Source organism: Stenotrophomonas sp. STEN022, from assembly GCF_056760155.1.
The window spans coordinates 1-26439 of record NZ_JBRREG010000014.1 but is presented as its reverse complement, the minus strand read 5'-3'; the positions used below and the strand labels follow the sequence as shown (position 1 = coordinate 26439).

The window sequence follows — 26439 nt, the reverse complement described above, 5'->3', positions numbered from 1 at the left end:
TCAGGTCTCAAAGAACACGATCAGCGTAGCTGAAAGATAGAGCCCCAGCCCGAACACCGTATGCGTGGACAAGCTGCGCAGGCAGCTGTTCAGTGGTGTTGGCGTCTTCGATGCCAAGAACCCCGCACCCATCGCAGGCTGCATCACCAGTAACGGTGCCGCTACGGTCGCTGCGCCTACGGCCAAGGCGGGTAGCAGGGTGGGGCGATGCAACCAGGACGGGCCTTGAATCGCCAGCAGCAAGGCTGCGAAAGCGATGCCAACGGCGTAGTGGATGCCCCAGCCAAGCAGCCGCTCGCCGGGTATTGCCGCCGCATGCCTGATGCTGGGATGGGCGAAGGTGCCCTCGCGCAGGTGACCGGCCCAGCGCCCGAGCAGTGCGTAGTCGAGTGTGGCCACGCCCAGTCGTTTGAGCGTCTGGGTCCAGGCATCCATCACGATTGTTGCCCCGATTCCAACCAGTACCATCCGCAGTACATCCATCCACGTCATGTTGGCTCCTCTGCAATGACCCATCTGTCTCCCAAGACATGCTAAAAGTTGAAGTCAACTTCAAGTCAAGGGTCTGCGATGGACATCGCCGAAGTCGCCAGGCGAACGGGGCTGCCGTCCTCCACGCTGCGGTTCTACGAAAACAAGGGACTGATCGTTGCACATCGTGGCGCGGGTGGGCGGCGGCACTTTGCGGCGGACGTGCTTGACCAGTTGGCCTTGATTGCCTTGGGTCAGGCCGGCGGACTGTCGCTGGATGAGATCCACGCCATGCTTTCCCCGCACGGACCTCCGCGGGTTGATCGAGCGTTGCTGCTGACCAAGGCCGACGAGATCGATGCGACCGTAAGGCGCTTGCGGGCGATGAGCGAGGGGTTGCGCCATGCAGCTGCATGCCCTGCAGTGAGTCACGTTGATTGCCCGAGTTTCCGGCGCCTGCTCAAGGCAGCCGCTGCTGGACGACTGAAGCAGGACGTGGCCAAGCCAAAGGCGACAAGACGCAGCCCGGGGGGCGGCAGTTGATTGGTTTGGCGTTTGCTCAGTGCGTGTTGCCCTGAAGGCGGGCACGCTACCGGCAGCATGCGCGACTTCTTCGTCCGGCCGACACTGCTGGTGTTCTTCAACATCGCCAAGCGGTGAGACTGCAGAAGATCCAGGCTGATGTCAGCAGACCTTTCTGTCCGCATTGCAGTCGTTGGTGCTTCCTGTCCGGCTTCAGCGGAAGGTTACATTGACCGTGGCCGTGGCAGAGAACGGCCCTGGCTTTGCGGTGTCGTCGGTCCAGATCAACGAAGCCAGGAAGTCATAGTTCATCAGCGTGTTGTTTACGGGGCCGAGCGGGATGGCTTTCTTCAGCTGGATGAAGTGGCCAGGCGTATCTGCCTGGGATATCGCGATGCCGAAGCCGCCGTTGAGCTTTGGCACGATGATGCTGCCGTCCTTGACGATGTTGAGGGTGCTGATCGAGGCGACCAGCATTCGACTGCTGCATTCATTGCCCGCACCGGGATGGGTCATGTCGACCTGGATTTGGAACGGGACCTGTGACTGGACCTTGCCTTTGTTGATATCCGCAACCGGTATGCGGCCAAAATTCACCATGCTTCCCGAATTCCCGATGATCGTGATGCTCGGATTGCATGCGATGAAGTGGATCTGTCCAAGTCCAGAAACACCTGCGCGGAAGTTCGAGTTGGGTATGGTGTTCAGGCCACCTTCGCCGTCGACCTGGAATAGATCGTAGACCCCCCAGTTGTTGATCTGTCCGCTCTGAGGTGGCGGGCTGCCTGTCGCCTTGATGTAGATGGAGAAGGTAACGTTCAACACCATCGAAGTTGCACATCGCTTTGCCCTGGCGTTGTTCCAATACATCTTGCAGTTCGGGCGGTTGGCTGGTGGCACGGTTCCTCTGCCTGCCAGCATTCTGGGGCCGCCCCCGTTGATGTCGTGGTCGACGTGCTTGATGGTCACGCCAACCTCGATCGAAGGATGGATCTGTGCAACGGTTCTATCCGGGTCCCAGTAGAAGAAAGCGTCCTCCCCTTGCGGTGCGCCTTGCGCGTCCACGCAGCGGAAGCTCACGGTGTAGTCGTCCGAACGCCACAACAGTCGGCCACGAACTGCGTCACCCTTGGAAATAACGATCTCGTCGTGCAGTGTGATGATCTGGTTGAGCGACTGTGTCATGGCTTCCTTGCAGGACAGGGCCCAGGCTGCGTTTGGCAGCGCCAGCAGAAGCATCAATACTGAAAATCCCTTGAGCAGTGCTTTTTTCATCGTGAGTTTCATTGTGATTGGCCTGGCGGAACGCAGCGCAAAGCGATGCGCCGGTAGCCGGGCAGGGTCATGTGGGAAGGGCTTGCCTGAATCTGCTCCGGGCGCATCTCACAGCGCTGATCAGGTCTCGTGCCCCAGCGGACGGAGAGCCGGTCGCCCAGGTGCACGCCACTGACGAAGATCTCGCCATTGGGGCCGGCGATGCCGCGACTCAGGCCATCGTTGCCGAATACCGTGGCGCCGAGGGGGATGCGGATATCCTCGACCAGGATGGGGTGGATCATCAGGCTGATGCCACGACGGGTTTCAAAGTCCACCCGCGTCAAGGCACCGCGGGTTGGAACAATGTTTCTGGAAGTCCTGCTGGCATCGATGTCAGCGCCCAGGTCATCAGTGCGCAGGGCCACCCGATTGCTGCGATAGGCGCTGACACCGCTGACCAGGCCATAGCCCCGCCGGTCCAGCCGGACCCCGGACTGATTCTCCAGGCCAAGGCCTGCTCCGTCCTGGGCGTGCACCAGCACATTGGTACGGTGCAGCGACTGTGCGAAGGTCAGGCCATTGCGGTGCAGAACCCAGCCGCCGCGTATTCCCCAGTTGATCTGGGAGTAGCTGTCAGCTAGCGTGCCGCCGATCGTGGCGATGCCTTTGCTGCCCATGTAACGCAGGTTTGCAGAACCGGTCTTGCCGGTATCGGTTTTACCAATGCTCAGCCCGTATCCCAACCGGTCGCCATCCAGCAGCGAGCCATTCATCCCGGATTGGTAGCTTGCACCGCTATTGCGTGAGTGGCTGTAGGAGGCAGAACTGCTGCTGCGGCGCAGTCCCGGGCGATCAAGCGGCAGTGAAAGCGTCAGCCCGAATGAACGGTCGACGCGGTTGTAGCGTCCTTGGCTGTGCCTGAAGTAGGTGCCAAAGCTGACGGCGCCCAAGCGGCCATTCAATCCCAGCTGCAGCTCGCGCTCTCGTTCACTGGCGCCCCAATAGTCCTGCTTGTTGTAGCTGGCATTGAGCGAGTAGTCGTCCGATATGCGCTGGTTCAGCGCGATCTCCAGGCGGTTGCGTTTGTTGTGGTAGCGCTGGCTTTGGATCAGATGCTGCCGCGGCTGCGTCCACGGCGCTGCGTGATCGGGGTATTCGATCTGCTCGTCGTAGCTGGTTTCATAGTAGCCGTGGCGCCATTGCGCACGCTCCGCAGAGGCATCGCCGAAGTCGTAATAGCCGGAGGTGGAGTAGCGATGACCCACGAGGCGGAACTCGGTGCCGTGTGCATTCAGCGACTTTGAATACAGGAAGCGGTAACTCTGGCCGTTGCTGACCTTGCCCTGGGCAAGCCGGGTGCGGGCGTGGATGACATCGATGGAGGCCGAGCCAAACTTGCCCAGGCTTTGGGCCGCACCAACCGCCAAAGCGCTGTAGTTGGCGGACAACAGCAGGCCGGCATACGGTGTGGTGTCCGATGCCAGTCCGCGTGCTGCGGTAGCCTGCACAAAACGCGGCTGGTAGCGGTCGTAGCCATTGCGCAGTTCGCCGCCGCTGAATTCGTAGTGCACCAGGCCCGGTCGCAGCATGTTTTCGACCGCGGAAAAGGATTGCTTGTAACGTTGCAGCGAACCGTCGGCTTCGACAATGGAGACATCCAGTTCGCCACTCAGACGATTGGGTACGATATCGTCGATCTGGAAGGCACCCGGGGCCACGTTCAATGCATAGATGAGGCTCCCGTCCTGGCGGATTTCCACACGTGCATTACTGGCGGCGATGCCGCGCACCACGGGGGCATAGCTGCGCTGGCTGTAAGGCAGCATCTCATCGTCGTTGGATATCTGTACGCCGCGAAAGCGCACGCTGTCAAAGACCCCATGTGCGGTATAGGTATCACCAAACGTCAACCTGCTGTGCGAGGACCCTAGGTCGGTCTCGGCACGGAAGCCCTGTGTTGTCCAGTGCGTTCGGCTGTCATTGTTTGATCGGTTGGCACTGGCGGTATGGCGGAAGCGCCACATGCCTGCATTGAGCGTGCTGTTGATCGATGCAAAAAAGTAGTCATCGCGGCGCTGCTGCTCGTGGTCGTTGTGCGCGCCATTGAGTGCGTAGTCGACCAGCAGCGCGTTGATACCCTGGTCGCGCAGCGCCTTTGGAATATGTCCGCGCGGCAGGTTGAGCAGGTGCACCTGGGGTACACGTAGATCCAGGCGCTGCTGGTTGCCGTTGTAGCTGACGCGTGCATCAGGAATGGAATGGGCAAGTACAAGGCAGTCAGGTGCGTCGCCTGCATCACTCTCCACATCCTCCAGGCGGATGCCCCACTGCTCGAGGCGGCCGCGCGAAAGGCAGGGTTCGGTCTGGCCGGACGGGGACGCCGCAAACACGATTTCTTCGCGAGCCACCTCATTGCCATTGAGATAGATGGCGAATGGATAGGTGCCGGGCAGGATTGCGCCGGGGCGGGATAGCGCGGCGACATCCGCTTGGCTGCTGCCGGCGCGCAGAAAATCCATGTTGAAGTTTGCTGCAGCAGCTGCACTGCCGATGCTGAATGCATTGAGGGCAACCGCCAGTGGTGCCAAGCGAGGGGCAGCACTTCCCCGCCGCGGCGTTACACGGATTCTGCGAAGCATGAAGGAAATCGCGAAGTGGATCGGAGTTTGGCTCAGGACCGGAATGGCACATCGTTGACGTCGCTGATGCCGCCGTAGTCGTTGATGTAGCCAAAACGCAGCGACTGGGCATTGCCAAGGTCGAGCTTGGACAGCGGCACGGTGAGTGTCTGGCCGGGCGCGATCATGTCCAGCTCGATATCGTTGCCGATGCCCGCGGTTGCCCGGCCTTGCAGATGCGAGAAGGTGATATGCATCGGACTGTTGTTGCGAACCTCCAAGCGTTGGCCGTCGGTGCGCCACTGCAAGCTGCGCGCGGCTTCATCCAGCGACTGGTCGAGGCCAGGCGGTCGATAGAACAGCTTGATGCGAGTGCGGATGGCTACCTGCAGAACATTGTTGGCTTCCGCAGTTGGGGGGATTTCCTGCACGTTGATCCACAACAGCGACTCCTTGTCGGCTGGTAGCCCGCTGCCGGCGTAGATGGTGCGGACGACTGCCTGCTCGCCTGGCGCCAACTGCATCAGTGGAGGTGTGATCACCATTGGCAGGTCGCTTGGGACTGCGGAGTCGTCACCGTCGTCCAGCCAGGTCTGGACCATGTAGGGAAGGCTGCTTTTGTTGGAAAGCGTCATCGCGGCGGAGGCGGACTTTGCGTCATAGATAACGCGCGTGGTCTGCACTTGCACCGCTGCATGAGCAGCATGGGGTGAGGACAGGCAGAGCAGCATGGCAAGGGCGATCCACCACTTCGTCGGCGGGCAGTTGGAGGCGTGCATGAGAATCATCGGGCTTGCTATGGAGTTCACTGTTGGGGCGGGCGCTCACGCGGATAAGCCGCGGGGCTGGCAACGACAACGCGTGATCAGCCCCACGGACAGCATCAGCGGTACTCGATGGAGAACGTCGAGTTCGCGTCGGCGATGCCGGCACCGACGTCCTTCTCGAAGGACTTGTAGCGCGCCTTCAGATTGACGCTTGCCTTGCCGGTGGCAGCAACGGTGACCAGTGCGGGGTCCACCAGGTCCTGATTGATCGGGAATACCTTGTCGTTGTTGTCCAGGATCTCAATGCCAACGCCCGTTGCCTTGCTTACCGCAAGCAGTTCCGGGTGGCCGGCTGGCGTGGTGCCGTCAAAGCGCAGCGTGTAGGTGCCGGCTTCACAGTTTTCCATGTCGATGTTGAAGCTCTTGGGCGCCGACACATCGCCGGCTTCCTTGAACAGGGTGGTCGGGAAAGTACCGATGGTGACGGTCTGGTCCACACTGGCCGTGCTTACGTCGCAGGTGGACTGGACGATCTCGCCCTTGAAGGTGATGGTGCCCGATGCGGCCTGCGCTGCAGGTGCCGCCAGGCAGGAGAATGCAAGCGCCAATACGGCAGTCTTGGCGACGTTGGTGTTGATGAAGTTCATTTGTCTTTCCTGTTTGTTGCGGATGACGTCAACACTGCTCGTGCGTTTGCTGCGGAGTGTTGGTTGACCGTGGTGATGCCTGCAGCGCAATTGGTAGCAGTGGAAAAGAACGCGAGTCGAGGACGGCGATGCGAAGCAGGCTGTACCCGGACGTCGGCGATGCAGGCGCGGGGGTTGGCTCATGCGTTTTTCTGCATGAGTGGTTGGGAGGGGCTCACTCCAGGTGCTGCGAGCAAGCGCGGTGGTGAAACAACTACGTGATGAAGCAAAGACCTGTGTGGGTGGCCACTGTGGGTGGCCACCTCGCCTTTGGCGGACCAGCGCAACGCATCAGGCCCAACCTGCGCTATCGCGCTGATTGGCGATGACATGGATTTTGTTCAGCCAGAGAGCCCGTAGGTTGAGGCGTGGCTGCGGGGAGTTGATCGTCAACTCACGATGGAATTGGACTTGCGCGGGGCATGCTGTTCAGCGCAAATGCTCGGTAATTCGAATGCGCACCTCGTGCGCTTGCGGGCGTCTCGCTGTTACAGAGAGGGGCTGTATGCCTGGCTTGGAGTTGCCAGCGAAGCTGGCAGTGGATACTCCGGCCGTGTATTGAGTGCTTGTGATTGGTGGTGCTGATATGCCTTGAAGCGTGGAACCGAGTCGAAAATATTATGTTTCCCCGCTGATCCAGGCTGTAGGTATTCCCCAGACTGTGGGCGGCGAAAAGTGATGATGCTGCTGGGAATTTGCGCTGATCGCATTCGCAACTGCCCTTGGAATGCTTTTGAATGCCAGTGTTGATCGTGTGGATACGGCAGGGTATTCACGTTCCGGCGCGCGGGAATTGAGAAGCAGACTTGATCGCAGTGCGGCTCGGGGTGCAGATGAATAGGCGCGACAGGGTGTCGGTCCTGGCGTGGAGAGAAGGCTCGGAAGCAAGCTCATCCGCTATGTTGTGGTCGAGTGAGGCGTTGTGCGCTAGCTGTGCAGTTTCCAGCTGTCGTGTGCCTGCTCGTATGGGGTTGGGTCGGATTGTGATCTCGGTCGGCGGAAATGCGCTTGCGCTTCTGTGCGCCACCGGATGTTGGACACCATCGGAATGTGTCACTGCGCTGTAATCGTTATCCTTCGCTACCGCGTACACACGGTTTTCACTTCAGCCACGCCTGCTGTACTGCATGATGTTGCTGCGTGATCGGTGGAGGCAATGCATCAGGGGGAAGTGCAATGCTTTGGGACGAGGGTGTCGGGCCGTCACCAGGGAGGGCGCGATTGGCGGATCTATATGTGCAGTTGCAGGCTGTGTTGGACGCACTGCCGCAGATGGCTGCGATGGTTCACGATGGCGTGCCCGTGCAGGCCAATCTGCGTTGGCGTGAGTTCTTCGGCAATGATGCGGCGCTGGGAAGTTCACGTGATTGGCTTGAGCGTGTGCATGCCGATGAGCGTGCGCTGGCGATAGCAGGCTGGCGCGAGTTCCTGCTGCATGGGCATGCGCCCGCATTTGAATGTCGTCTGCAGGATGAGGCCGGCATCGAACACTGGTTTGAGGTGCGCCTGGGGAGCCCCGCAGCGGAGGTTCCGTTGCAGGCGGTAACAATGACGGATATCAGTGCCAGGCGTCGCCTGCGCCATTCTCTGGAGCAGAGCCTGGATCTGCAGGACCGGATGCTGGATGCCAGCATGGACTGCATCCAGGTGATAAACAGCGACGGCACGGTGCGGCACATGAATCGCTCTGGCTGCGTGGCGTTCGGGCTGCCGCAGGACGAGCGCACGTTCGGAATGCAGTGGGCCGATCTGTTGCCTGCGGCTTTTCGCAACAAGGGACGGCGAGCGTTGGCGCAGGCCGCGGGTGGTCGGGCGGCGCGCTTTGCAGGCCAGACCGGCAGCGAAGGCGCGCTTACGCAGTTCTGGGACAACGTCCTCACCCCGATGTTTGACGGGCAGGGACAGGTGAGCGGCATCCTGTGTGTCTCGCGTGATGTCAGCCGGCAGCAGCACGCCGAGCGGCGCCTGCGGATCGCCTGCGAAATCGATGAGTTGACCGGCTTGCCAAATCGGCGCTCGTTCAATCGCAGGCTGCGGTTGAGCTTGCAGCGCCAACGTGAGTGCAATGGAACCCTTGGGTTGATGATCATCGACCTGGATCACTTCAAGCACGTCAACGACACGTTGGGGCATTCGGCTGGTGATCACCTGCTGCGGGTGCTGGCCAGGCGGGTTGCGGCGCACGTTTCCGACACGACCCTGGTCACGCGCCTGGGTGGTGATGAGTTCGCGGTGGTGCTGGAGGAGATTGCCGGTGAGGCGGAGTTGCTGCGGGTTGCCGAGGGCATCAGTTTGCTGGCGGAAAGCTCGGTGACCTATGCCGGGCAGGTGATCAATACCGGGATGAGTATTGGCTGCGCCATGTATCCACGCGATGCCTGTGATCCGGCGGAGCTGTTGAAAGCCGCCGATACCGCATTGAATGATCTCAAGGCCAATGGACGGGGCGGTGTGCGTTTGTACAGCCGTCGGTTGATGGCCATTGCCGAGCTGGCGGCGAACCAACGGCTGATGGCGCGACAATTGGTGCGCGATGGTGGCGTGGTGCCGCACTACCAGCCGAAGGTGAATCTGCAGGACGGCCGCGTGGTGGGATATGAGGCGTTGCTGCGTTGGCCTTGCGCCGAAGACCAGGGCATGGGCGACGATTGCCAGCTGGACGAGGCATTTCGCGACTACGACTTGGCATCGCGCTTGGCAGAGTCCATGCATCTGCAGGTATTGACGGATATCTGTGCCTGGCAGGCGCAGGGTCTGGTGGTGCCACCTATCGCGATCAATGCCGCACCGGTGGAGTTTTTGCGTGATGACTTTGCCGAGATCCTGCTGGAGAAGCTACAACGCTTCGATGTTGACCCGATGTTGATCGAGTTGGAGGTCACCGAGCAGGTGCTGACCGACCGCGGCTCCGCTTTTGTCGCCCGTGCATTGGGCTTGTTGAAAGACGCAGGCATGCGAATCGCACTGGACGATTTTGGTACCGGGCACTCCTCATTGGCGCATTTGCGCGACTACCCGATTGATGTGCTCAAGATCGATCGCAGCTTCGTGGCACGCATGGTGGATGAGCCATCGATCCGCGCGATAGTCGAAGCGGTCGGCAAACTTGGGCCGAGCCTGCGTCTTGATCTGGTGGCCGAGGGGGTGGAGAACGCCAGCCAACGGCAGATCCTGATCGAAGCTGGTTACCGGATTGGCCAGGGTTTCCTGTACGACCGCGCGGTCGATGCTGCGCAGGTGGCGCAGCGCTTGCAGGGGCCGCGGAAGATGTCGACGGCCTGAGGTTCAATCGGCTTGGTTGTGCTGCGCTTCCACCAGCCGCAGCCAGGCCTGCGCCGCAGCAGACAGATAGCCGCCGCGACGCCAGGCCAGCACCATTTTCCAGTCCAGTTCCGGCTCCTCCAGCGGCACGATCACCACATCCGCACGTGGGCGTGCGTTGGCGATCATGCGCGGCAGCAGGGCCACGCCCAAGCCGGCTGCGACCAGCGCGACGATGAAGTCCGGTTGCCCACTGCGCGTGACCTCGCGCGGGCTGAAGCCACGGGCCTGACAGGCCTGGATGATGTGCCGGTTCAGCAGGAAGCCCTTCTCGAACAGCACGAATGGGACGTCAGCCAGGTCCTGCAGCTGCAGGCTGGCCGAACCGGCCAATGGATGCTGGCGGGGCAGCAGCGCTACCAGCGGCTCGGTGCGGACCGGTTGCCAGTCCAGATCATCGGCGACCGGCAACAGACTTGCAGCTAGCTCGATTTCACCGGCACGCAGGCTCTCCTCAAGTGCCTCGCTGCCGCGTTCGAGCACGCGCAAGTCGATCTGCGGGTAGAGCTGGCGGAAGCGGGCAAATACCGGTGCGAACAGGATGTCGCTGCCGAGCGAAGCCAGCCCCAGGTGCAGCTCGCCGCGATGCAGATCGCGCAGTTCTTCCAGTTCGCGCAGCATGTCTTCGCGCTCACCGAGCAGGGCCAGGGCGCGTCGATAGACGATCTGTCCAGCCGGCGTCAGCCGTACCCCGTTTCGGGAGCGCTGCAGCAGTACCTCACCCAGTTCATCCTCCAGCTGGCGGATCGCCTTGCTGATGGTTGGCTGGGTCGCGAACACGGCCTCGGCTGCCGCCGAGAAGCCGTCATGGCGGACAACTTCCACCAACATGCGTAGCTGTCTGATATCCATTCTCAAATGGAATCCTGTGGATTCAATCAATTCATTTTATTTATGGATAGGCCCGGCGTACATAGGAGGAATGGAAACCTTGATGTCGTCATTGCGTCGCGGCCAACTCGGACTGCGACGTGGGTTGCGCCGTAGCGCCGGCTTGCAGATCGGCGTGCTGGTGGTGATCTGGCTGCTGGCGCAGGCGCTGATGCAGCGCCTGGGCGTGCCGGTACCCGCCGGCATCGTTGGCTTGTTGGTGCTGCTGCTGGCCTTCGCGATGCGCTGGTTGTCACCGCGCTCGTTCGCGCGTGGTGCGCAGTGGCTGCTGGCGGAAATGCTGTTGTTCTTCGTGCCGGCGGCAATGATCCTGCTCGACAACAGGCAGATGTTTGGTTGGCTTGGGTTGAAACTGTTGGTGGTTGTGGTGGGCGGCACCTTGCTGGTGATGGCAAGCACGGCGGTGACCGTCGAACTGTTGCTGCGGTGGAGCCTGCGCCATGAAGCTTGAGGCGCTGATCCAACATCCGGGGCAATTACTGTGGCCGGTGTTCTGGGCCGTGCTGACGGTGGCGGTCTACCTGCTGGCCAAACAGTTGTATCTGCGCAGCGGCAAGGCCTGGGCGTCACCGTTGATCACTGCGCCATTGGTCCTGCTGGGTCTTGCGTTGGTGTTGCACGCCAACTATCACGACTACCTGCGTGGCACGCATTGGCTCGTGGCAATGCTGGGGCCGGCGACCGTTGCGTTCGCGGTGCCCATCCATCAGCAGCGGGCGTTGATTGCGCGGCATTGGAAGGTGCTGGGTGCAGGTGTGCTGGTCGGTAGCGGGGTGGCGATCGTCGCTGCGTGGGCGATGGCCACGGCACTGCATTTGTCGCCGGAGCTGCGCCTGAGCCTGGCGCCGCGCTCGGTCACCACACCGTTTGCGATGGACGTATCCGGGCGCATCGGCGGCATCCCTGAGCTGACGGCTGTGTTTGTGATCATCACCGGTGTCTGCGGTTCGCTGTGCGGGCAGGTGCTGCTCAAACTGCTGCCGGTGCGCAGTGCGATGGCGCGTGGTGCACTGTTTGGCATGGGTGCGCACGGCATGGGCGTGGCCAAGGCGCGCGAGCTGGGGGAGAGCGAGGGTGCGATCGCCGGGCTGGTGATGGTGATGGCCGGTGTGTTGAACGTGGCCGTCGCGCCCTTGCTGGTGATGCTGCTGCAACGCTGACGACGGCTTGGCTCAAGTCAGGCTGGGGTGTCGCCGGCCCGGGCGTTCTGCAGGGCGTCTTGCCGACGCGCCAACACCGCTTCGCGGTGGGCGATGTAAGCGTTGGCACCGAGGATGATCAGGGCGCCGATCACGGTCCAGCGGTCCAGTGTTTCGCCGAATAACAGCCAGCCCATGACTACCACCAAGGGCAGCTGGGTGAAGCTGATCGGGGTCAGTGCGGAAACTTCGCCCAGCTTGAGCGCGCGGGTCCACAGCAGCTGGCCCAGCGTGCCCATCACGCCGGTCGCTACCAGCCAAAGCCAGGCGATGCCGGTCGGCCAGACCCAGACGAACAAAGCTGGGATCAACGACAGCGGTACCCAGAAGACATAGGTGTAGAACACCACGGTATCCGGGCTGTCGACGCGGGTGAGCTGCTTGATCTGGATCGCGACCAGAGCGCTGAGCACGGCGGCCAGCACCGCGATCAGGCTGCCGAGTTCGAAGCTGTGTGCGCCTGGACGGACGATCACCAGTACCCCGATGAAGCCGACGATCACCGCCGCCCAGCGGCGGAAGCGAACCTTCTCACCCAGCCACAGCACGGCGGCGATGGTGACGAACAACGGCGTGGAGTAGGACAGGGAGATGGCCTGCGACAGCGGCAGGTGGCCGATGGCCCAGAAGCCACACAGCATCGAGGCAAGGCCAATTGCGCTGCGCAGGAAGTAGCGCGGCAATTGCTGGGTGCGCAATGGCGCGTGGCCCGGCCGCAGCAGCATTGGCAACAGCGCCAGCAGGCCGAAACTGTTGCGGAAGAACGCCACTTCCTGTGTGGGAACGTAGGCGGTTGCCAGGCGGATGGCGATGGCCATCAGGCCGAAGGCCATGGCGCTGCCGAACATCAGCAGGGCAGCGCGCATTGCGGTGGAGCGGGGTGCAGCCAAGGCAGTATTCACCAGCGGGCGCCAACCAGCCTTGGCTCGGGTTCAATCGGTACGCCGAACTTCTCCAGCACGGCTGCGGATACACGTCGGGCAAACGCCAGCAGCTCGGCGCCGGTGGCGCTGCCGTGGTTGACCAGCACCAGGGCGTGGTTGGGCGAGACACCGGCATCGCCGTCACGTTTGCCCTTGAAGCCGGCCTGCTCGATCATCCATGCCGCCGATACCTTGCGGTTGCTGACATCGTTGCCGGGGAACACCGGCAGCGCCGGGTAGTGCTGCAGCAGCACGTCGATCTGTTCCAACGGCAGGATCGGGTTCTTGAAAAAGCTGCCGGCATTGCCTAGTACATCCGGGTCAGGCAGCTTGCGTTGGCGGATGGCGATGACGGCATTGGCGACGTCGGCCGAGACCGGGAATTCAATTCCCATGGCCTGCAGCTCCTCGCGGATGCCGGCATAGTCCAGCTGCAGTTCGTGCAGCAGCGGCAGACGGAACTCGACGGCGGTGATCAGGTAGCGATCAGCCTCATGCTTGAACAGGCTGTCGCGGTAGCCGAAGCGGCAGGCTTCCTGGTCCAGGCGCACCCAGACCTGTTCCTGCCGGTCCCAGGCCTCGACGACCTGGATGAACTCACCGACCTGGGCGCCATAGGCTCCGATGTTCTGGATTGGCGCGGCGCCGACGGTGCCGGGGATCAACGCCAGGTTCTCAAGGCCGGACAGGCCTTCGTTCAAAGACCACATCACCAGTTCGTGCCAGATCACGCCAGCGCCTGCGCGGACGATGGTGTGGTCGGCGCGGTGTTCCAGCGCGCTGATCTCGCGATTGTCGAACACCAGCACCACATCTTCTGGATCTGCGGCCAGCAACACGTTGCTGCCGCTGCCAAGCACCAGCAGGTCTGCCGCACCGATGGCGGCCAGCGCTTCAGGCAGGGCGATGGGATCTGCGATACGCAGCATGCGCGGTGCACGGGCGTCGACATGGAAGGTGTTGAGGTGGCGCAGTGGAGCGTTCTCGGTCAGCGACCAAGCTGGGGCGGCATTCGTCATAGCGGAGCGACGGCGCCTCCCGACGGGGATTCACGACGGCGACGAATGGCATTCACACAGTCGCCGATCAGGCTTGGGCCCTGGAAGATCAGCCCGCTATAACACTGCACCAGGGTCGCGCCAGCTGCCATCTTGGCGACAGCATCAGCGCCCGAGCTGATGCCACCGACGCCGATCAACGGTACCGACTCGGGTAGGCGCGCACGCAGGCGCCGCAACACCAGGGTGGATTGACCAAGCAAGGGGGCGCCGGACAGGCCACCGATTTCCTTGGACAGTGGATCCGCTTCGACCGTGGGCCGGCCGATGGTGGTGTTGGTGGCGATGACGCCATCCACGCTCAGCTCGCCGAGTACGCGCGCGGCGGCATCGATGTCGCGGTCACTCAGGTCCGGCGCTACCTTGACCAGCATCGGCACGCGCTTGCCGTGCTTGGCCGCCAGTTGCTCCTGCGCCTCGCGCAGGCCGCCAACCAGCCGCCGCAATGCCTGCTCTTCCTGCAGCTCACGCAGGCCGGCGGTATTGGGCGAGGAGATGTTGACGGTGATGTAGTCGGCCAGCGGATAGACCTTTTCCATGCAGATCAGGTAATCGGACAGCGCGTCCTCGTTGGGCGTGTCCTTGTTCTTGCCGATGTTGATGCCGAGCGGGCCGGGACGGTGCTTGACCGCCTCCACGTTCTTCACCAGTGCATCAACGCCGAGGTTGTTGAAACCCATGCGGTTGATGATGGCGTTGTGCCGAGGTAGCCGGAACAGGCGTGGCTTGGGGCTGCCGGCCTGCGGGCGCGGGGTGATGGTGCCGATCTCGACATAGCCGAAGCCCAATGCAAACAGGGCTTCGATGTGCTCGCCGTTCTTGTCCAGGCCAGCGGCCAGACCAACCGGGTTGGGAAAGCTCAGGCCGAACGCCGGGGTGGGAAGCGGCTTGATGCGGCCGGCAATCAGCGGCGTGGTGCCGGTGCGCCAGGCAAGATCCAGCGCGGACAGGCCCAGGCCGTGCGCGCGCTCGGCATCAAGGGTGAACAGGAAGGGGCGGGCAATGGAATACATAAGCTCAGTTCAGCGTGCCAACAAAGGCGCGGGTTTGGTACTCAAAGGCAACCTTGCCATCGACCGCATGCGCATCAAACAGGCGCTGCAGGGCCTCCAGCATCGGGGAATGACGTTCGTGACCGGCTTGCGGTGCGTACGAGGAAGACAGCAGCCGGCCACGCAGACCGTCGTAGTCCAGGTGCTGCACATTCGGCAGGTGGACCAGGCCGCGCAGCCCATCGCCGAACCAGTCGCGCATGGTCTGGTCGTCCTGGTAGCGCTCGGCGACCTCGGTGTAGTCGGTGCCGTAGTCCAGCAGCAGCTGCTCGTAGCCGGCCAGGAACGGCGAGGCATCGAGCAGGCGTGAGTTCCAGTACACCAGGGCCAGTCCGCCCGGACGCAGGATGCGCATCCATTCGCGACGTACAGCGGCGGTATCGAACCAGTGGAAAGCCTGCGCGGCCGCGACCAGATCAACGCTGTGGTCCGCCAGGGTTGTGGCCTCGGCGGTACCGGCGACGGATTGCAATTGCGGATACCCGGGCAGCAGCCATTGTTCGGCTGCGGCGCGCATTGCGGCATTGGGTTCAACCGCGATCAGCGGATGACCAGCTGCCAGGAACAGCTCGCTGGAAATACCGGTGCCGGCACCGATATCGGCGACCAGGGCAGAGCGGGGCAGGCCGATATCGCGGTGCAGCCATTCCAGCAGCGTTGATGGATAGCCCGGGCGATAGCGCACATAGTCTGCTACCCGGCTGCTGAAACGTTGGGTTGAATCGGATTGCCCCATACCGGCCTCAGGAGTGCATCGCCGCGAGGCCAGCCAGGCCTCCGAAGAACACCAGGATGGCGATGAAGCAGATGATGCCGATCAGCCACAGCGCGGTAGCCAGCCAGCCCAGCACCAGCCCGGCCACGGCCAGGCCATCGCCTTCCAGTTGGCCGTTGCTGCGGCGGATTTCGCCACGTGCCATATGGCCGAAGATGATGGCGCAGATGCTGCCGATGGCGGGCAACAAGGTCCAGCCAAGGATGCCGGCGACCAGGCTGATCACGGCGTAGCTGCTGGTCTGGCGAGGTGCAGGGATGCTCATCGGGAACTCCGTTTCAGCGAATTAAGCCCCTCTCCCGTGCGCGGGAGAGGGGTTGGGGTGAGGGGAAGCTTTTCAGCTATGCACTCTCCCACTTCAACGCCCCGACCAAAGCCAGGGCAGTCACAATCAAAGATCGAACTTGATGCCCTGGGCCAGCGGCAGCGAGTCGGAGTAGTTGATGGTGTTGGTCTGGCGACGCATATAGACCTTCCATGCATCCGAACCGGACTCGCGGCCACCGCCGGTGTCCTTTTCGCCACCGAAGGCGCCACCGATCTCGGCACCGGACGTGCCGATGTTGATGTTGGCGATGCCGCAGTCGCTGCCGGCAGCCGACAGGAACTTCTCGGCGGTCTTCAGGTTCTGGGTGAAGATCGACGAGGACAGGCCCTGCGGCACGCCGTTCTGCATGTCGATGGCTTCATCCAGCGTGCTGTACTTCATCACGTACAGGATCGGGGCGAAGGTCTCGTGCTGGACGATCTCATCGCTGTTCTTCAGGCCGGTGACAATCGCAGGCAGCACGAAGTTGCCAGCGCGGTCGATGGCGGTGCCGCCGGTTTCGACGGTGCCACCGGCAGCCTTGGCCTTGGCGATCGAGGCCAGGAACTGCTGCACGGCTTCCGGGCTGTTCAACGGGCCCATCAGGTTGGCGGCGTCGGTCGGGTCACCGATCTTGCCCTCGACCTGCTTGTAGGCCTTGATCAGCGTAGCCAGCACGTTGTCGTAGATGGATTCATGCACGATCAGGCGGCGGGTGGTGGTGCAGCGCTGGCCGGCAGTACCGACGGCGCCGAACACGATGCCCGGCACGGCCAGCTTCTGGTCGGCGGTCTCGTCCATGATGATGGCGTTGTTGCCGCCCAGTTCCAGCAGGCAGCGACCAAGACGCTGGGCAACCTTCTGGTTGACGGTGCGGCCGACCTGGGTGGAACCGGTGAAGGAAATCAGCGGCACGCGGCGGTCGTCGACCATCTTTTCCGACAGCGCGGTACCGGCATCGTTGATCAGGAAGAACAGGTTCGGGAAGCCGGCACCTTCGAGCGCCTCATTGCAGATCTTCATCGTTGCAATGGCGGTCAGCGGAGTCTTGTTGGACGGCTTCCAGATGCAGATGTCGCCACAGATGGCAGCCAGGAACGCGTTCCAGCTCCACACCGCAACCGGGAAGTTGAAGGCCGAGATGATGCCGACCAGACCCAGCGGGTGGTACTGCTCGTACATGCGGTGACCGGGGCGCTCGGAATGCATGGTGTAGCCGTACAGCATGCGGCTCTGGCCCAGCGCGAAGTCGGCGATGTCGATCATCTCCTGCACTTCACCGTCGCCTTCCGGCTTGGACTTGCCCATTTCCAGCGCGACCAGCGAGCCCAGCGCGTCCTTGTGCTTGCGCAGTGCTTCGCCGCACAGGCGCACGGCTTCGCCGCGGCGCGGTGCCGGGGTGGTGCGCCATACCTTGTAGGCTTCCTGCGCGCGGGCGATGACGGTTTCGTAGTCAGCTTCGGTCGTCGCCTGGACCTCGGCGATCACTTCGCCGGTGGTCGGGTTCTGCGGCTTGAGGACGCCCGCGCCGGTGGCGGCGGACCATTCCCCGTTGCCCATGTAGGTGCCAGCGTTGGTGGCATCCAGCGCCAAGGCCTTGAGCAGCTCGGAAGACATTCAAACTCCTGTTTCTTAACGTGATTTTGGCGCCGTCGGAAACTGCGGGTGGGGGCGACGGAGTGAGTACCACATAGTATCAGAGTGAACCGATTGGCCCCGTACCACTTGGTCTGGCCAATGGGACAGGCTGTGTCGGCGCCACGTACTGTGCTGATGGCGGACGTTGCCTCGGCTTTGACGGCAAACCCTGTCACTGGCGGCCGTTTTCAGCCATATTCGCCACCCTTGATAGGGGTTTCCCCGGCTTGAACAGGATAGACAGATGAACGTGACGATTTCGGACGGGGTAGTGGTTGGCAACAAGCTGCCCTTCGTGCTGTTTGGGGGGCTGAATGTGCTGGAGGACCTGGATTCCACCCTCTACGCCGCCGAGCGCTACGTGGAGGTCACCCGCAAGCTGGGCATCCCGTACGTATTCAAGGCTTCCTTCGACAAGGCCAACCGCTCCTCGATCACCTCCTTCCGTGGCGTCGGCCTGGAAGAAGGGCTGCGCATCTTCGAGCAGGTCAAACAGCGCTTCGGCGTGCCGGTGATCACCGACGTGCATGAAGTAGCGCAGGCCGCGCCGGTCGCTGAAGTGGTCGACGTGCTGCAGATTCCGGCCTTCCTGGCCCGCCAGACCGATCTGGTCACGGCCATCGCCCGCACCGGCCGCGCGGTCAATATCAAGAAGCCGCAGTTCCTCAGCCCGACCCAGATCAAGCACATCGTCAGCAAGATCCGCGAGGCAGGCAACGAGCAGATCATCCTGTGCGAGCGTGGTGCCCAGTTCGGTTACGACAACCTGGTCGTGGACATGCTTGGCTTCCGCGAGATGATCGAAGCTAGCGGCGGCCTGCCGGCGATCTTCGACGTCACCCACAGCCTGCAGCGCCGTGACGCTGGCAGCGAAGCCTCCGGTGGCCGTCGTCGCCAGGTCGTCGAACTTGCCCGCGCCGGAATGGCAGTCGGCATTGCCGGGCTGTTCCTGGAAGCACATCCGGACCCGGACAACGCGCGCTGTGATGGCCCCAGCGCATTGCCGCTGGACGTGCTGGAGCCGTTCCTGGCACAGATCAAGGCGCTGGATGACATGGTCAAGGCGTTCCCGGTGCTGGACATCGCCTGATCTACAGGAAACAGCTGGCCGGCTGCCAAATCGAGCAGCCGGCATGCGAATCAGCTGGCGATTAAATCGAGGGCAGTTGTCTGGCGTTGACTGCGTACTGCACACCTTCCAGGCGGGGCGGCGCTTGCAGGCCGAACGTAGTGCGGTGGGGATGAGGTGCGTCCGATGGGGATGCACCTTGCCAAGTCCATATCCAGGCTGGGCACCGGCTGCAACGAAGTATCGCAATGCTGTCGAGCGCAAACCGCGGTTGCAAGCAACATCTGTGAGGCAGCGCTCGGTCATCCGTTCGCCAGTGCCGCTGGGCTCGCTCGGAATTGTTTGCGGATACAGCTCCGTTCGGCGGGAAATGCTGGCTGGGGGCGGCGCTTGCCTGTAATCTTGGCCTCCATCTTTTGACTCCGTAGCTCAGCTGGATAGAGCGGTCCCCTCCTAAGGGACAGGTCGCACGTTCGAATCGTGTCGGGGTCACCATCTTCCGCGCAGCTTGTTGCCCCTGCTGCAAGCGCCAGTCAGCCCCGGTACGCATGCCGATGCAATGCGTTGAAACCCTCAATTTCCGTAGTTATGGCCCGGCCGGCCATACGCACAGCCATGACCATTTGCAGCTGGTGTTGCCGCTGCGTGGGAGCCTGGAGCTGGAAATCGACGGGCGCGGCGGGCGCTTGGACACCTTGCACGGCGCCGTGATCGTCCCGAGTGCAGCTCATGTGCAGGCCGGTAGTGGGCACAACCGGTTTCTGATCGTCGACTGTGACAGTGCTCTGTTGCAGCGGTCGCAGCTGGATCAGGGGCGAGGGCGTCCATTTCTGGGGATTTCGGCGGCGACTCGTAGCTTGCTTGAGTTCGTGGACAGTGGTGTTGGTGGATTTCATGCGGTGGCTGAGCCTGTCGCCAGACATGTACTGCCGTTGTTACTGGATAGCTTGTTTGCTGCCCAGCGTCCCTCGGTGGCGGACAATGCCGGGTTGCGGCGGTTGTGCGAGCAGATCCGTGCAGCTCCGGGCCAAGCATGGCCGCTGGCGCGGATGGCGCAGATCGCCGGGATGGGGTTGACCGCACTGCATGGCGCGTTCAAGCGTCAATTCGACCTCACGCCGGGACAGTGGCTGCAGCAGCAGCGTCTGCAGTGGGCTCAGCGTCGGCTGGTTGAGGGCAATCAGTCGGTGGCCCAGATTGCTCAACAAGCCGGTTTCTCCGACCAGAGTGCAATGACCCGTGCCATGCGTCGTTCGCAGGGGATTACCCCGGGCCGCTATCGACGGAGTCTGGACGCGTAGTTTGAGCACAGCGTCGCGCAGCTTGGGACAATACAGCGTAGGCCGGCAGTTGGATGCTGGTGTTGTATCTGACTGTCGGGTGGGTTGATGAAAGAGCGGATGTTGTTTGGCATTGGTAATGGGGTGGCTTCGGGCGCGCTATGGGGCTTGGTGTTCCTGGCACCAGCGGTGTTGGTGGATTTCTCGCCGCTGCAGTTGGCTGCGGCGCGCTATCTGATCTATGGCCTGGTTGCGGTGATCCTGCTGGTGCCGCGCTGGCCGGCGTTGCGGGCGCATATCGGCAAGGCGGACTGGAAGGCCCTGACCTTGTTGAGCCTGCTCGGCAATCTGATCTACTTCGTGCTGCTGTCCATCTGCGTGCAGTGGAGCGGTGGCGGTGCTGCGGCCCTGATAGTCGGCATGGTGCCGGTGCTGGTGGCTGTGGTTGGCGCACGTGAGCCGGGGGCGGTGCCGCTGTCACGGCTCGCACCAGCGTTGTTGCTGTGTGTGGCGGGCGTGGTCCTGATGGGCTACGAGGCCATCGCCTCGACACATGTGCAAACCACCACCACGCAGCGATTGATCGGCTTGCTGTGCGGGGTTGGTGCACTGGTGTCCTGGACCGCTTATTCGGTGGGCAATACCCGTTGGCTGGCCAAGGTGCCCAATGTGTCCGGACATGACTGGTCGTTGCTGACCGGTGTGGCAACCGGCGGTCTGGCCTTGCTGCTGGTGCCGGTCGCCTTTGCCGATGGCGGTGCAGGGCATACGGCGCGCGAATGGGCGGGCTTTTGGGCTATGGCTGCCGCGGTGGCGGTATTTGCCTCCATTCTGGGCAACGCCTGCTGGAACCGTGCAAGCCGCGCCCTGCCGCTGACCTTGGGCGGGCAGATGATTGTGTTCGAGACTTTGTTCGGGTTGGTCTATGGCTTCCTGTGGCAGCAGCGCTGGCCGGTGATGATCGAAGTTGTTGCTGCGCTGTGTCTGCTGGCGGGCGTCATCTGGAGCGCTGCGGCGCACCGGTTGAAGGCGCCGGCGGCGGCATCGGCCTGATGATTCTGCGCAGTCAGGTGGCGAAAGCCTGACTGCGGCGGTTCTTTCGATTGTTTGCGGGCGGTAGTTTGCGGCGATGGGCCAAAGGCATGCCGCGCCGCCTCGAGCCAGGTATTGCATGCTGCTTGGCAGTTAGATGCACGACGTTCGTGCTTGATGACATTTGCAACTTTTAGCGGCAGGTTTGGCGACGTTGCCTTTATCTGTGTTCTTGCAACGCAGCACTTGACAGCCTGATCCCGGCTGTTGTCTCTTGAGGGCCATGAACAGCCCGCAGCCCCTCGTCATCACCTCGCAGTCGCCCTCTGGCGGCCGGGTGAGTGCGCCCGGGTTCGGCGGCGCCATTACCACCACCACTATTACCGTCACCATTAGCCCGGTGCGGCCCGTCGTCTTCGCGTAATTTCCGAAAACCACGGCCCCGCACCCGGATCAGGATGCGGGGGAACCCCATCCAGATGCGTGTCGGGGCCTCCAGCCGAGGTTCTTCCGATGTCGTCAGTTGCTGTTTCACCCGCCGATCCTGCCGCGAATGCTGCCGTTCGCACCGTCGTGCACAAATTCGGCGGTACTTCCGTCGCCGATGCCGAGCGTTACCGTCATGTGGCGCAGCTGTTGCTGGCCCGCGACGAGACCGTGCAGGTGACCGTGGTATCGGCGATGAAGGGAGTGACCGACGCGTTGATCAGCCTGGCCAAGGCTGCGGCAGCAGCGGACCCGGCCTGGGATGAACGCTGGCATGAGTTGCGGGCGCGCCATCGTGGTGCCGCCGTGGCCTTGCTGGGTGAGCACTCCGGGCTGACGATCGAATGGCTGGATGCGCGTTTCGAGCGTCTGCGCGAGATTCTGGCGGCGTTGGCCGTGATTGGCGAGCTGCCGCAGGAAGTGCTCGACCGCGTGCAGGGCCTGGGTGAAGTGTTCTCGGCCCATCTGTTGGGTCATCACTTGCAGGCCTTGGGCGAAGACGCCGATATCCTGGATGCGCGCGACGTTCTGGTGGTAAACCATGGCGAGCTCGGCGTTGATGTCGATTGGAAGTCCAGCGCCGCCAAGCTGGCGCTGTGGCGCGAATCACATCCGGCACAGCGGCTGGTGGTTACCGGCTTTGTTGCCCGTGACCGCAAGGGCAATATCACCACCTTGGGGCGCAATGGCAGTGATTTCTCCGGCGCCATCTTTGCCGCCTTGTTTGCCGCCGACGAACTGCATATCTGGACCGACGTCGATGGCGTGCTCTCGGCTGACCCGCGGGTGGTTCCGGAAGCGGTGCAGCTGGACGCACTGAGCTACGACGAAGCCTGCGAGCTGGCCTACTTCGGTGCCAAGGTGGTACATCCGCAGACCATGTCCCCCGCCATCGAGCGCGGTCTGCCGATCATCATCCGCAACACCTTCCATCCGGATCATCCAGGTACCCGCATCACCGCTGATAGCTCCAGCAGTGGTCCGATCAAGGGTCTGACCCTGAGCGCGGACCTTGCGGTATTGAATGTCGAAGGCACCGGCCTGATCGGTGTGCCCGGTACCGCCGAGCGTGTGTTCTCGGCGCTGCGCAACGCGCATGTGTCGGTGGTGATGATCTCGCAGGGTTCCTCGGAGCATTCGATCTGCTGCGTTGTGAAACAGGCCGAGGCAGAGTTCGCCCGTGACGCACTGACCCAAGCGTTCTCGCACGAGTTGGCAGCAGGCCAGGTGCAGCGCGTGCAGCTCACCAGCGGGGTGAGCGTGCTTGCAGCGGTGGGTGATGGCATGGCTGGCCAGCCCGGTGTTGCAGCGCGTCTGTTCGAATCGTTGGGCCGCGCGCAGGTCAATATCCTGGCCATCGCGCAGGGCTCGTCCGAGCGCAACATCTCGGTCGCGATCGAAGCCTGCGATGCCACCAAGGCGCTGCGTGCCGCGCACGCCGGTTTCTGGTTGTCGCCGCAGACCTTCTCGGTCGGTGTGATCGGGCCGGGCAATGTCGGTGCAGCCCTGCTTGAGCAGTTGTATGCGTCCGAGGCGGCGCTGCTGGCCCGGGCCAAGCTGGATCTGCGCCTGCGTGCGGTCGCTTCGCGCAATCGCATGGTGCTCGACCAGCGTGGCATGCACGGCAACTGGAAGGCTGCATTCGACTCGGCAGCGTTGCCGAATGATCTTGATCTGTTCACCGAGCATCTGTTGTCGGCGCGTCTGCCGCATACGCTGATCATCGATTGCAGTGGCAGTGCCGAAGTCGCTGATCGCTATGCCGGTTGGTTGGCCGCCGGCATCCATGTGGTCACCCCGAACAAGCAGGCAGGCTCCGGTCCGCTGGCACGTTATCAGGCGATCCGCGAGGCGGCGGCGTCCACCGGCGCACGCTTCCGCTATGAAGCCACGGTGGGCGCGGGTCTGCCGGTGATCACCACACTGCGCGATCTGGTCGATACCGGTGATGATGTGACAGCGATCGCCGGCATTTTCTCCGGCACACTGGCCTGGTTGTTCAACAAATACGATGGCAGCGTGCCGTTCTCCGAATTGGTCACGCAGGCGCGTGGCATGGGCTACACCGAGCCGGACCCGCGTGATGACCTGTCCGGCGTGGATGTGGCCCGCAAGCTGGTGATCCTCGCCCGCGAAGCCGGGTATGAGTTGAGCCTGGAAGACGTGGCAGTGGAAAGTCTGGTGCCGGCTGCATTGCAGGGCGCGAGCGTCGACGATTTCATGGCACGCCTGCATGAAGTGGACACGGGCTTTGCGCAACGCCTGGCCGATGCGCGTGCGCGCGGCAATGTGCTGCGCTATGTCGCCCAGTTCAAGCCAGGGCAGCAGCCCAGCGTCGGCCTTGTGGAGTTGCCCGGTGAGCATGCTTTCGCAAACCTGCGCCTGACCGACAACGTGGTGCAGTTCACCACCCGTCGTTACTGCGACAACCCCCTGGTGGTGCAGGGCCCGGGTGCTGGCCCGGAAGTGACGGCGGCCGGTGTGTTTGCCGACGTGCTGCGAGTGGCGGCGGGCGAGGGAGCGCGATTGTGAGTGATGTGTTGAATAGTTCGGCAGGACGACAGGCGCGGGCGTTTTCGCCAGCGTCGGTGGCTAATGTGGCAGTGGGTTTTGATCTGCTCGGTTATGCGGTACCGGATGTTGGCGACACGGTGACAGTGCGTCGCATTGATGCGCCGGAAGTGCGCATCGTCGCCATTCGCGGCGCTGCGGTGGAGCTGCCGCTGGATGCGCCCAGCAATACCGCAGGTGCGGCGCTGATTGCCCTGCGCGAGGCGCTGGCGCTGCCGTTCGGTTTCGAAATGGAGATCGACAAGGGCATACCGCTGAGCTCAGGCATGGGCGGCTCGGCTGCGTCCTGTGTGGCGGCCTTGGTCGCTGCCAATGCCTTGCTCGATGTGCCGCTGAGCCGCGAGCAGCTTTACCGGTACTCATTGGAAGGCGAAGCGGTGGCCAGTGGTAGCCGCCACGGCGACAATCTTGGCCCGATGTTCCTCGGTGGTTTGGTGCTCTCCACACTGGAGCGATTGGTGCCGGTGCCGGTGCCCGCGCATTGGCATAGCCTGCTGGTGCACCCGGATGCGTTGCTGGAAACGCGGCGCGCACGGGAAGCGTTGCAGGGCAGCTATGCATTGAAGGAATTTGTCGCGCAGAGCAGCAATCTGGCCCTGGTACTGGCCGGATGTCATGCCGGCGATGCGGGCCTGGTGCGGGCGGGCTTGGCCGATGTTCTGGTCGAGCCGCGGCGTGCGCCCCTGATTGTCGGCTTCGACGCGGCCAAGGCCGCCGCACTGGCGGCAGGCGCGATGGGTGCAAGCATCTCCGGCGCAGGCCCCAGTGTCTTTGCCTGGTTTGAAGACCGGGACGCTGCATTGGCTGCCGCGCCCAAGGTGCAAGCGGCCTTCGCAGCGGCAGGTTTCGATAGCCAAAGCTGGGTAAGCCCGATCAACAGCCCCGGCGCCAGACTGCTCTAAGCCTGATAGCCCCTCTCCCATCGGGAGAGGGGTTGGGGTGAGGGGGATCTTTGCGCGGGTCTCAAGTCCAGAGCAGAACACCAACCATTTTCCGGATCTCCGAATGAATTTCATCTCCACACGCAATGCTTCTCCCGCCGCCACGCTGAGCCAGGCCATTGCCGCCGGCTTGGCACCCGATGGTGGACTGTACGTACCCGAGCAGATGCCGGCGGCACGCAATCTGCAGCCTGGATATACGCTCGCCGCGACCGCTGCCGGATTGCTGCAGCCCTTCTTCGCTGACGACGCCCTGGCTTCCGAATTACCGACGATCTGCAGCGAAGCCTTCGACTTCCCGGCGCCACTGCAGGCCTTGGCGACCCGCAACGATCATGTGCTGGAGCTGTTCCACGGTCCCACTGCGGCGTTCAAGGATTTCGGTGCGCGCTTCCTCGCTGCCAGCCTGTCGCGTTTGCGTGCAGGGCAGGAGCGTCCGCTGACCATCGTGGTCGCAACGTCTGGCGACACCGGTGCTGCTGTCGCTGCAGCCTTCCACAATCAGCCCAACCTTCAAGTCGTGGTGCTGTACCCGGATGGGCGCGTATCGCCGCGTCAGGCGCACCAGCTTGGCTGCCTGGGTGGCAATATCCGCGCGCTGCGCGTGGCTGGGTCGTTCGATGATTGCCAGGCCATGGCCAAGCAGGCGCTGGGCGATACCGATCTGCAGGCGCAGGTGCCATTGAGCTCGGCCAACAGCATCAGCCTCGGCCGCTTGTTGCCGCAGATGAGCTATTACGCACACGCGGCGCTGAGCCATCAGGCCGCGCACGGCTCGCTGCTGAATTTCGTCATCCCCACCGGCAATCTTGGCAACGCAATGGCAGCAGTGATGGCGCGGGCGCTGGGTGTGCCGTTGGGGCGTATCGTGCTGGCGACCAATGCCAACCGGGTATTGCCTGAGTACTTCAATGGCGCTGACTACGCGCCGAAGGCCAGTGTCGCCACGCTTGCCAATGCGATGGACGTGGGTGCCCCGAGTAATTTCGAACGACTGCGTTGGCTGTACCAGGGCGATGATGCAGCACTGCGCGCTGCCTTCACCTCGCAGGCGGTGGACGATGCCACCATCCGCGATACCATCGCTCGCCGCTATAGTGCCTATGGCGAAGTGTTCTGTCCGCATACCGTCACGGCGGTGCACGTTCTGGAGCAGCTGCGTGCCAATGGCAGTGCAGCGTCGGATCAGCATTGGGCGGTGGCAGCGACCGCACACCCGGCCAAATTCGAGTCGGTGGTCGAGCCGCTGATCGGTCGTGAAGTCGAAGTGCCGCCCGCGCTGGCCGAGCTGTTGAAGCGTCCAGCCCACGCCGAACCCTGCCCGCCGGATTACCCGGCCCTGCGCGAAAAGCTGCTTTAGCAGGTAGTGCCGAGCCATGCTCGGCAAGGGCTTCGCAAGTAGCGCTCCAGCCGAGCATGGCCCGGCCTTACAGGTGGCGTTTCTGATGATTTCCGTCACCCGGAAATGTACGAGCTTCGCGGCTGACGCCGCTCCCACAATACGGGGGGGGCTGTTCATGTAGTGCCGCCCCCAAGAGCGGACACGGATTTAAAAGATGGCCCCCGCCCCCGAAA

The 26439-nt window shown here is 62.8% G+C and carries 22 protein-coding genes and 1 tRNA gene; 11 read left to right on the top strand and 12 right to left on the bottom strand.

Translation table 11 applies throughout. The features are described from left to right. A complete protein-coding gene (locus ACVOMF_RS04935; RefSeq protein WP_481508268.1) occupies positions 1 to 492 on the bottom strand; it encodes a DUF2938 domain-containing protein in 492 nt (163 codons plus the stop codon). 78 nt (positions 493 to 570) lie between these two features. On the opposite strand from ACVOMF_RS04935, the gene ACVOMF_RS04930 reads away from it, so the two are divergent. Continuing rightward, on the top strand, positions 571 to 1014 hold the full coding sequence (locus ACVOMF_RS04930) for a helix-turn-helix domain-containing protein (RefSeq protein WP_481508267.1): 444 nt from the start codon (positions 571 to 573) through the stop codon (positions 1012 to 1014). 192 nt (positions 1015 to 1206) lie between these two features. Here the strand turns inward: ACVOMF_RS04930 and ACVOMF_RS04925 are convergent, their stop codons facing one another. The 4 genes from ACVOMF_RS04925 to ACVOMF_RS04910 all read right to left on the bottom strand — a co-directional run bounded on the left by ACVOMF_RS04925 (position 1207) and on the right by ACVOMF_RS04910 (position 6282). Then, on the bottom strand, positions 1207 to 2268 hold the full coding sequence (locus ACVOMF_RS04925) for a fimbrial protein (protein ID WP_481508266.1): 1062 nt from the start codon (positions 2266 to 2268) through the stop codon (positions 1207 to 1209). A gap of 8 nt (positions 2269 to 2276) precedes the next feature. Then, a complete protein-coding gene (locus tag ACVOMF_RS04920; protein WP_481508265.1) occupies positions 2277 to 4769 on the bottom strand; it encodes a fimbria/pilus outer membrane usher protein in 2493 nt (830 codons plus the stop codon). Positions 4770 to 4921: 152 nt separating this feature from the next. Continuing rightward, positions 4922 to 5599 carry a fimbrial biogenesis chaperone gene (locus tag ACVOMF_RS04915; RefSeq protein WP_481508294.1) on the bottom strand — a complete coding sequence of 226 codons (678 nt, stop codon included), beginning with the start codon at positions 5597 to 5599 and terminating at the stop codon, positions 4922 to 4924. A 152-nt stretch (positions 5600 to 5751) separates the two neighbouring features. After that, positions 5752 to 6282, bottom strand: a complete 531-nt coding sequence (locus tag ACVOMF_RS04910) for a fimbrial protein (RefSeq protein ID WP_481508264.1) — start codon at positions 6280 to 6282, stop codon at positions 5752 to 5754. A 1215-nt stretch (positions 6283 to 7497) separates the two neighbouring features. Here ACVOMF_RS04910 and ACVOMF_RS04905 point away from each other — a divergent pair. Then, positions 7498 to 9603: a putative bifunctional diguanylate cyclase/phosphodiesterase gene (locus ACVOMF_RS04905; protein WP_481508263.1), complete on the top strand. Its 2106-nt coding sequence runs from the start codon at positions 7498 to 7500 to the stop codon at positions 9601 to 9603. 3 nt (positions 9604 to 9606) lie between these two features. On the opposite strand, the gene ACVOMF_RS04900 is transcribed toward ACVOMF_RS04905, so the two are convergent. Next, complete coding sequence (locus ACVOMF_RS04900) at positions 9607 to 10494, bottom strand: LysR family transcriptional regulator (RefSeq protein WP_481508262.1); 888 nt, start codon at positions 10492 to 10494, stop codon at positions 9607 to 9609. 82 nt (positions 10495 to 10576) lie between these two features. Between ACVOMF_RS04900 and ACVOMF_RS04895 the strand changes: the two genes are divergently transcribed. Together ACVOMF_RS04895 and ACVOMF_RS04890 are read left to right on the top strand one after the other, a co-directional pair. Then, entirely contained in the window at positions 10577 to 10984 is a 408-nt protein-coding gene (locus ACVOMF_RS04895; protein ID WP_481508261.1) for a CidA/LrgA family protein, read from the top strand. After that, entirely contained in the window at positions 10974 to 11693 is a 720-nt protein-coding gene (locus ACVOMF_RS04890; protein WP_481508260.1) for an LrgB family protein, read from the top strand. The genes ACVOMF_RS04895 and ACVOMF_RS04890 overlap by 11 nt, the downstream gene beginning before the upstream one ends. Before the next feature lie 17 nt (positions 11694 to 11710). On the opposite strand, the gene ACVOMF_RS04885 is transcribed toward ACVOMF_RS04890, so the two are convergent. The 6 genes from ACVOMF_RS04885 to amaB form a co-directional block, all read right to left on the bottom strand. Continuing rightward, complete coding sequence (locus tag ACVOMF_RS04885; RefSeq protein ID WP_481508293.1) at positions 11711 to 12598, bottom strand: DMT family transporter; 888 nt, start codon at positions 12596 to 12598, stop codon at positions 11711 to 11713. A 32-nt stretch (positions 12599 to 12630) separates the two neighbouring features. Beyond that, positions 12631 to 13674: a UDP-N-acetylmuramate dehydrogenase gene (murB, locus tag ACVOMF_RS04880; protein ID WP_481508259.1), complete on the bottom strand. Its 1044-nt coding sequence runs from the start codon at positions 13672 to 13674 to the stop codon at positions 12631 to 12633. Next, entirely contained in the window at positions 13671 to 14726 is a 1056-nt protein-coding gene (locus tag ACVOMF_RS04875) for a quinone-dependent dihydroorotate dehydrogenase (protein WP_481508258.1), read from the bottom strand. Before ACVOMF_RS04875 ends, murB begins: the two co-directional genes overlap by 4 nt. 4 nt (positions 14727 to 14730) lie before the next feature. After that, positions 14731 to 15501, bottom strand: a complete 771-nt coding sequence (locus tag ACVOMF_RS04870; protein ID WP_481508257.1) for a class I SAM-dependent methyltransferase — start codon at positions 15499 to 15501, stop codon at positions 14731 to 14733. Between the two features lie 7 nt (positions 15502 to 15508). Beyond that, positions 15509 to 15805, bottom strand: coding sequence for a DUF4190 domain-containing protein (locus tag ACVOMF_RS04865; protein WP_282269011.1), 297 nt, complete (start codon positions 15803 to 15805; stop codon positions 15509 to 15511). 126 nt (positions 15806 to 15931) lie between these two features. Continuing rightward, complete coding sequence (gene amaB / locus ACVOMF_RS04860) at positions 15932 to 17464, bottom strand: L-piperidine-6-carboxylate dehydrogenase (RefSeq protein WP_296250624.1); 1533 nt, start codon at positions 17462 to 17464, stop codon at positions 15932 to 15934. 265 nt (positions 17465 to 17729) lie between these two features. Between amaB and kdsA the strand changes: the two genes are divergently transcribed. From kdsA to thrC, 7 genes are all read left to right on the top strand, one after another. Next, positions 17730 to 18575, top strand: a complete 846-nt coding sequence (gene kdsA / locus ACVOMF_RS04855) for a 3-deoxy-8-phosphooctulonate synthase (protein WP_481508256.1) — start codon at positions 17730 to 17732, stop codon at positions 18573 to 18575. A 397-nt stretch (positions 18576 to 18972) separates the two neighbouring features. Then, positions 18973 to 19049 (top strand) — tRNA-Arg (locus ACVOMF_RS04850). A gap of 59 nt (positions 19050 to 19108) precedes the next feature. After that, a complete protein-coding gene (locus tag ACVOMF_RS04845; RefSeq protein WP_481508255.1) occupies positions 19109 to 19855 on the top strand; it encodes an AraC family transcriptional regulator in 747 nt (248 codons plus the stop codon). A gap of 87 nt (positions 19856 to 19942) precedes the next feature. Continuing rightward, positions 19943 to 20887, top strand: a complete 945-nt coding sequence (locus ACVOMF_RS04840; protein WP_481508254.1) for a DMT family transporter — start codon at positions 19943 to 19945, stop codon at positions 20885 to 20887. A 492-nt stretch (positions 20888 to 21379) separates the two neighbouring features. Next, positions 21380 to 23884 (top strand): bifunctional aspartate kinase/homoserine dehydrogenase I, encoded by a 2505-nt coding sequence (gene thrA, locus ACVOMF_RS04835; RefSeq protein ID WP_481508253.1) that lies wholly within the window; start codon positions 21380 to 21382, stop codon positions 23882 to 23884. Then, positions 23881 to 24825, top strand: a complete 945-nt coding sequence (locus tag ACVOMF_RS04830) for a homoserine kinase (RefSeq protein WP_481508252.1) — start codon at positions 23881 to 23883, stop codon at positions 24823 to 24825. Before thrA ends, ACVOMF_RS04830 begins: the two co-directional genes overlap by 4 nt. A gap of 103 nt (positions 24826 to 24928) precedes the next feature. Next, positions 24929 to 26224 (top strand): threonine synthase, encoded by a 1296-nt coding sequence (gene thrC / locus ACVOMF_RS04825; RefSeq protein ID WP_481508251.1) that lies wholly within the window; start codon positions 24929 to 24931, stop codon positions 26222 to 26224. The last annotated feature ends 215 nt before the right edge of the window (positions 26225 to 26439 follow it).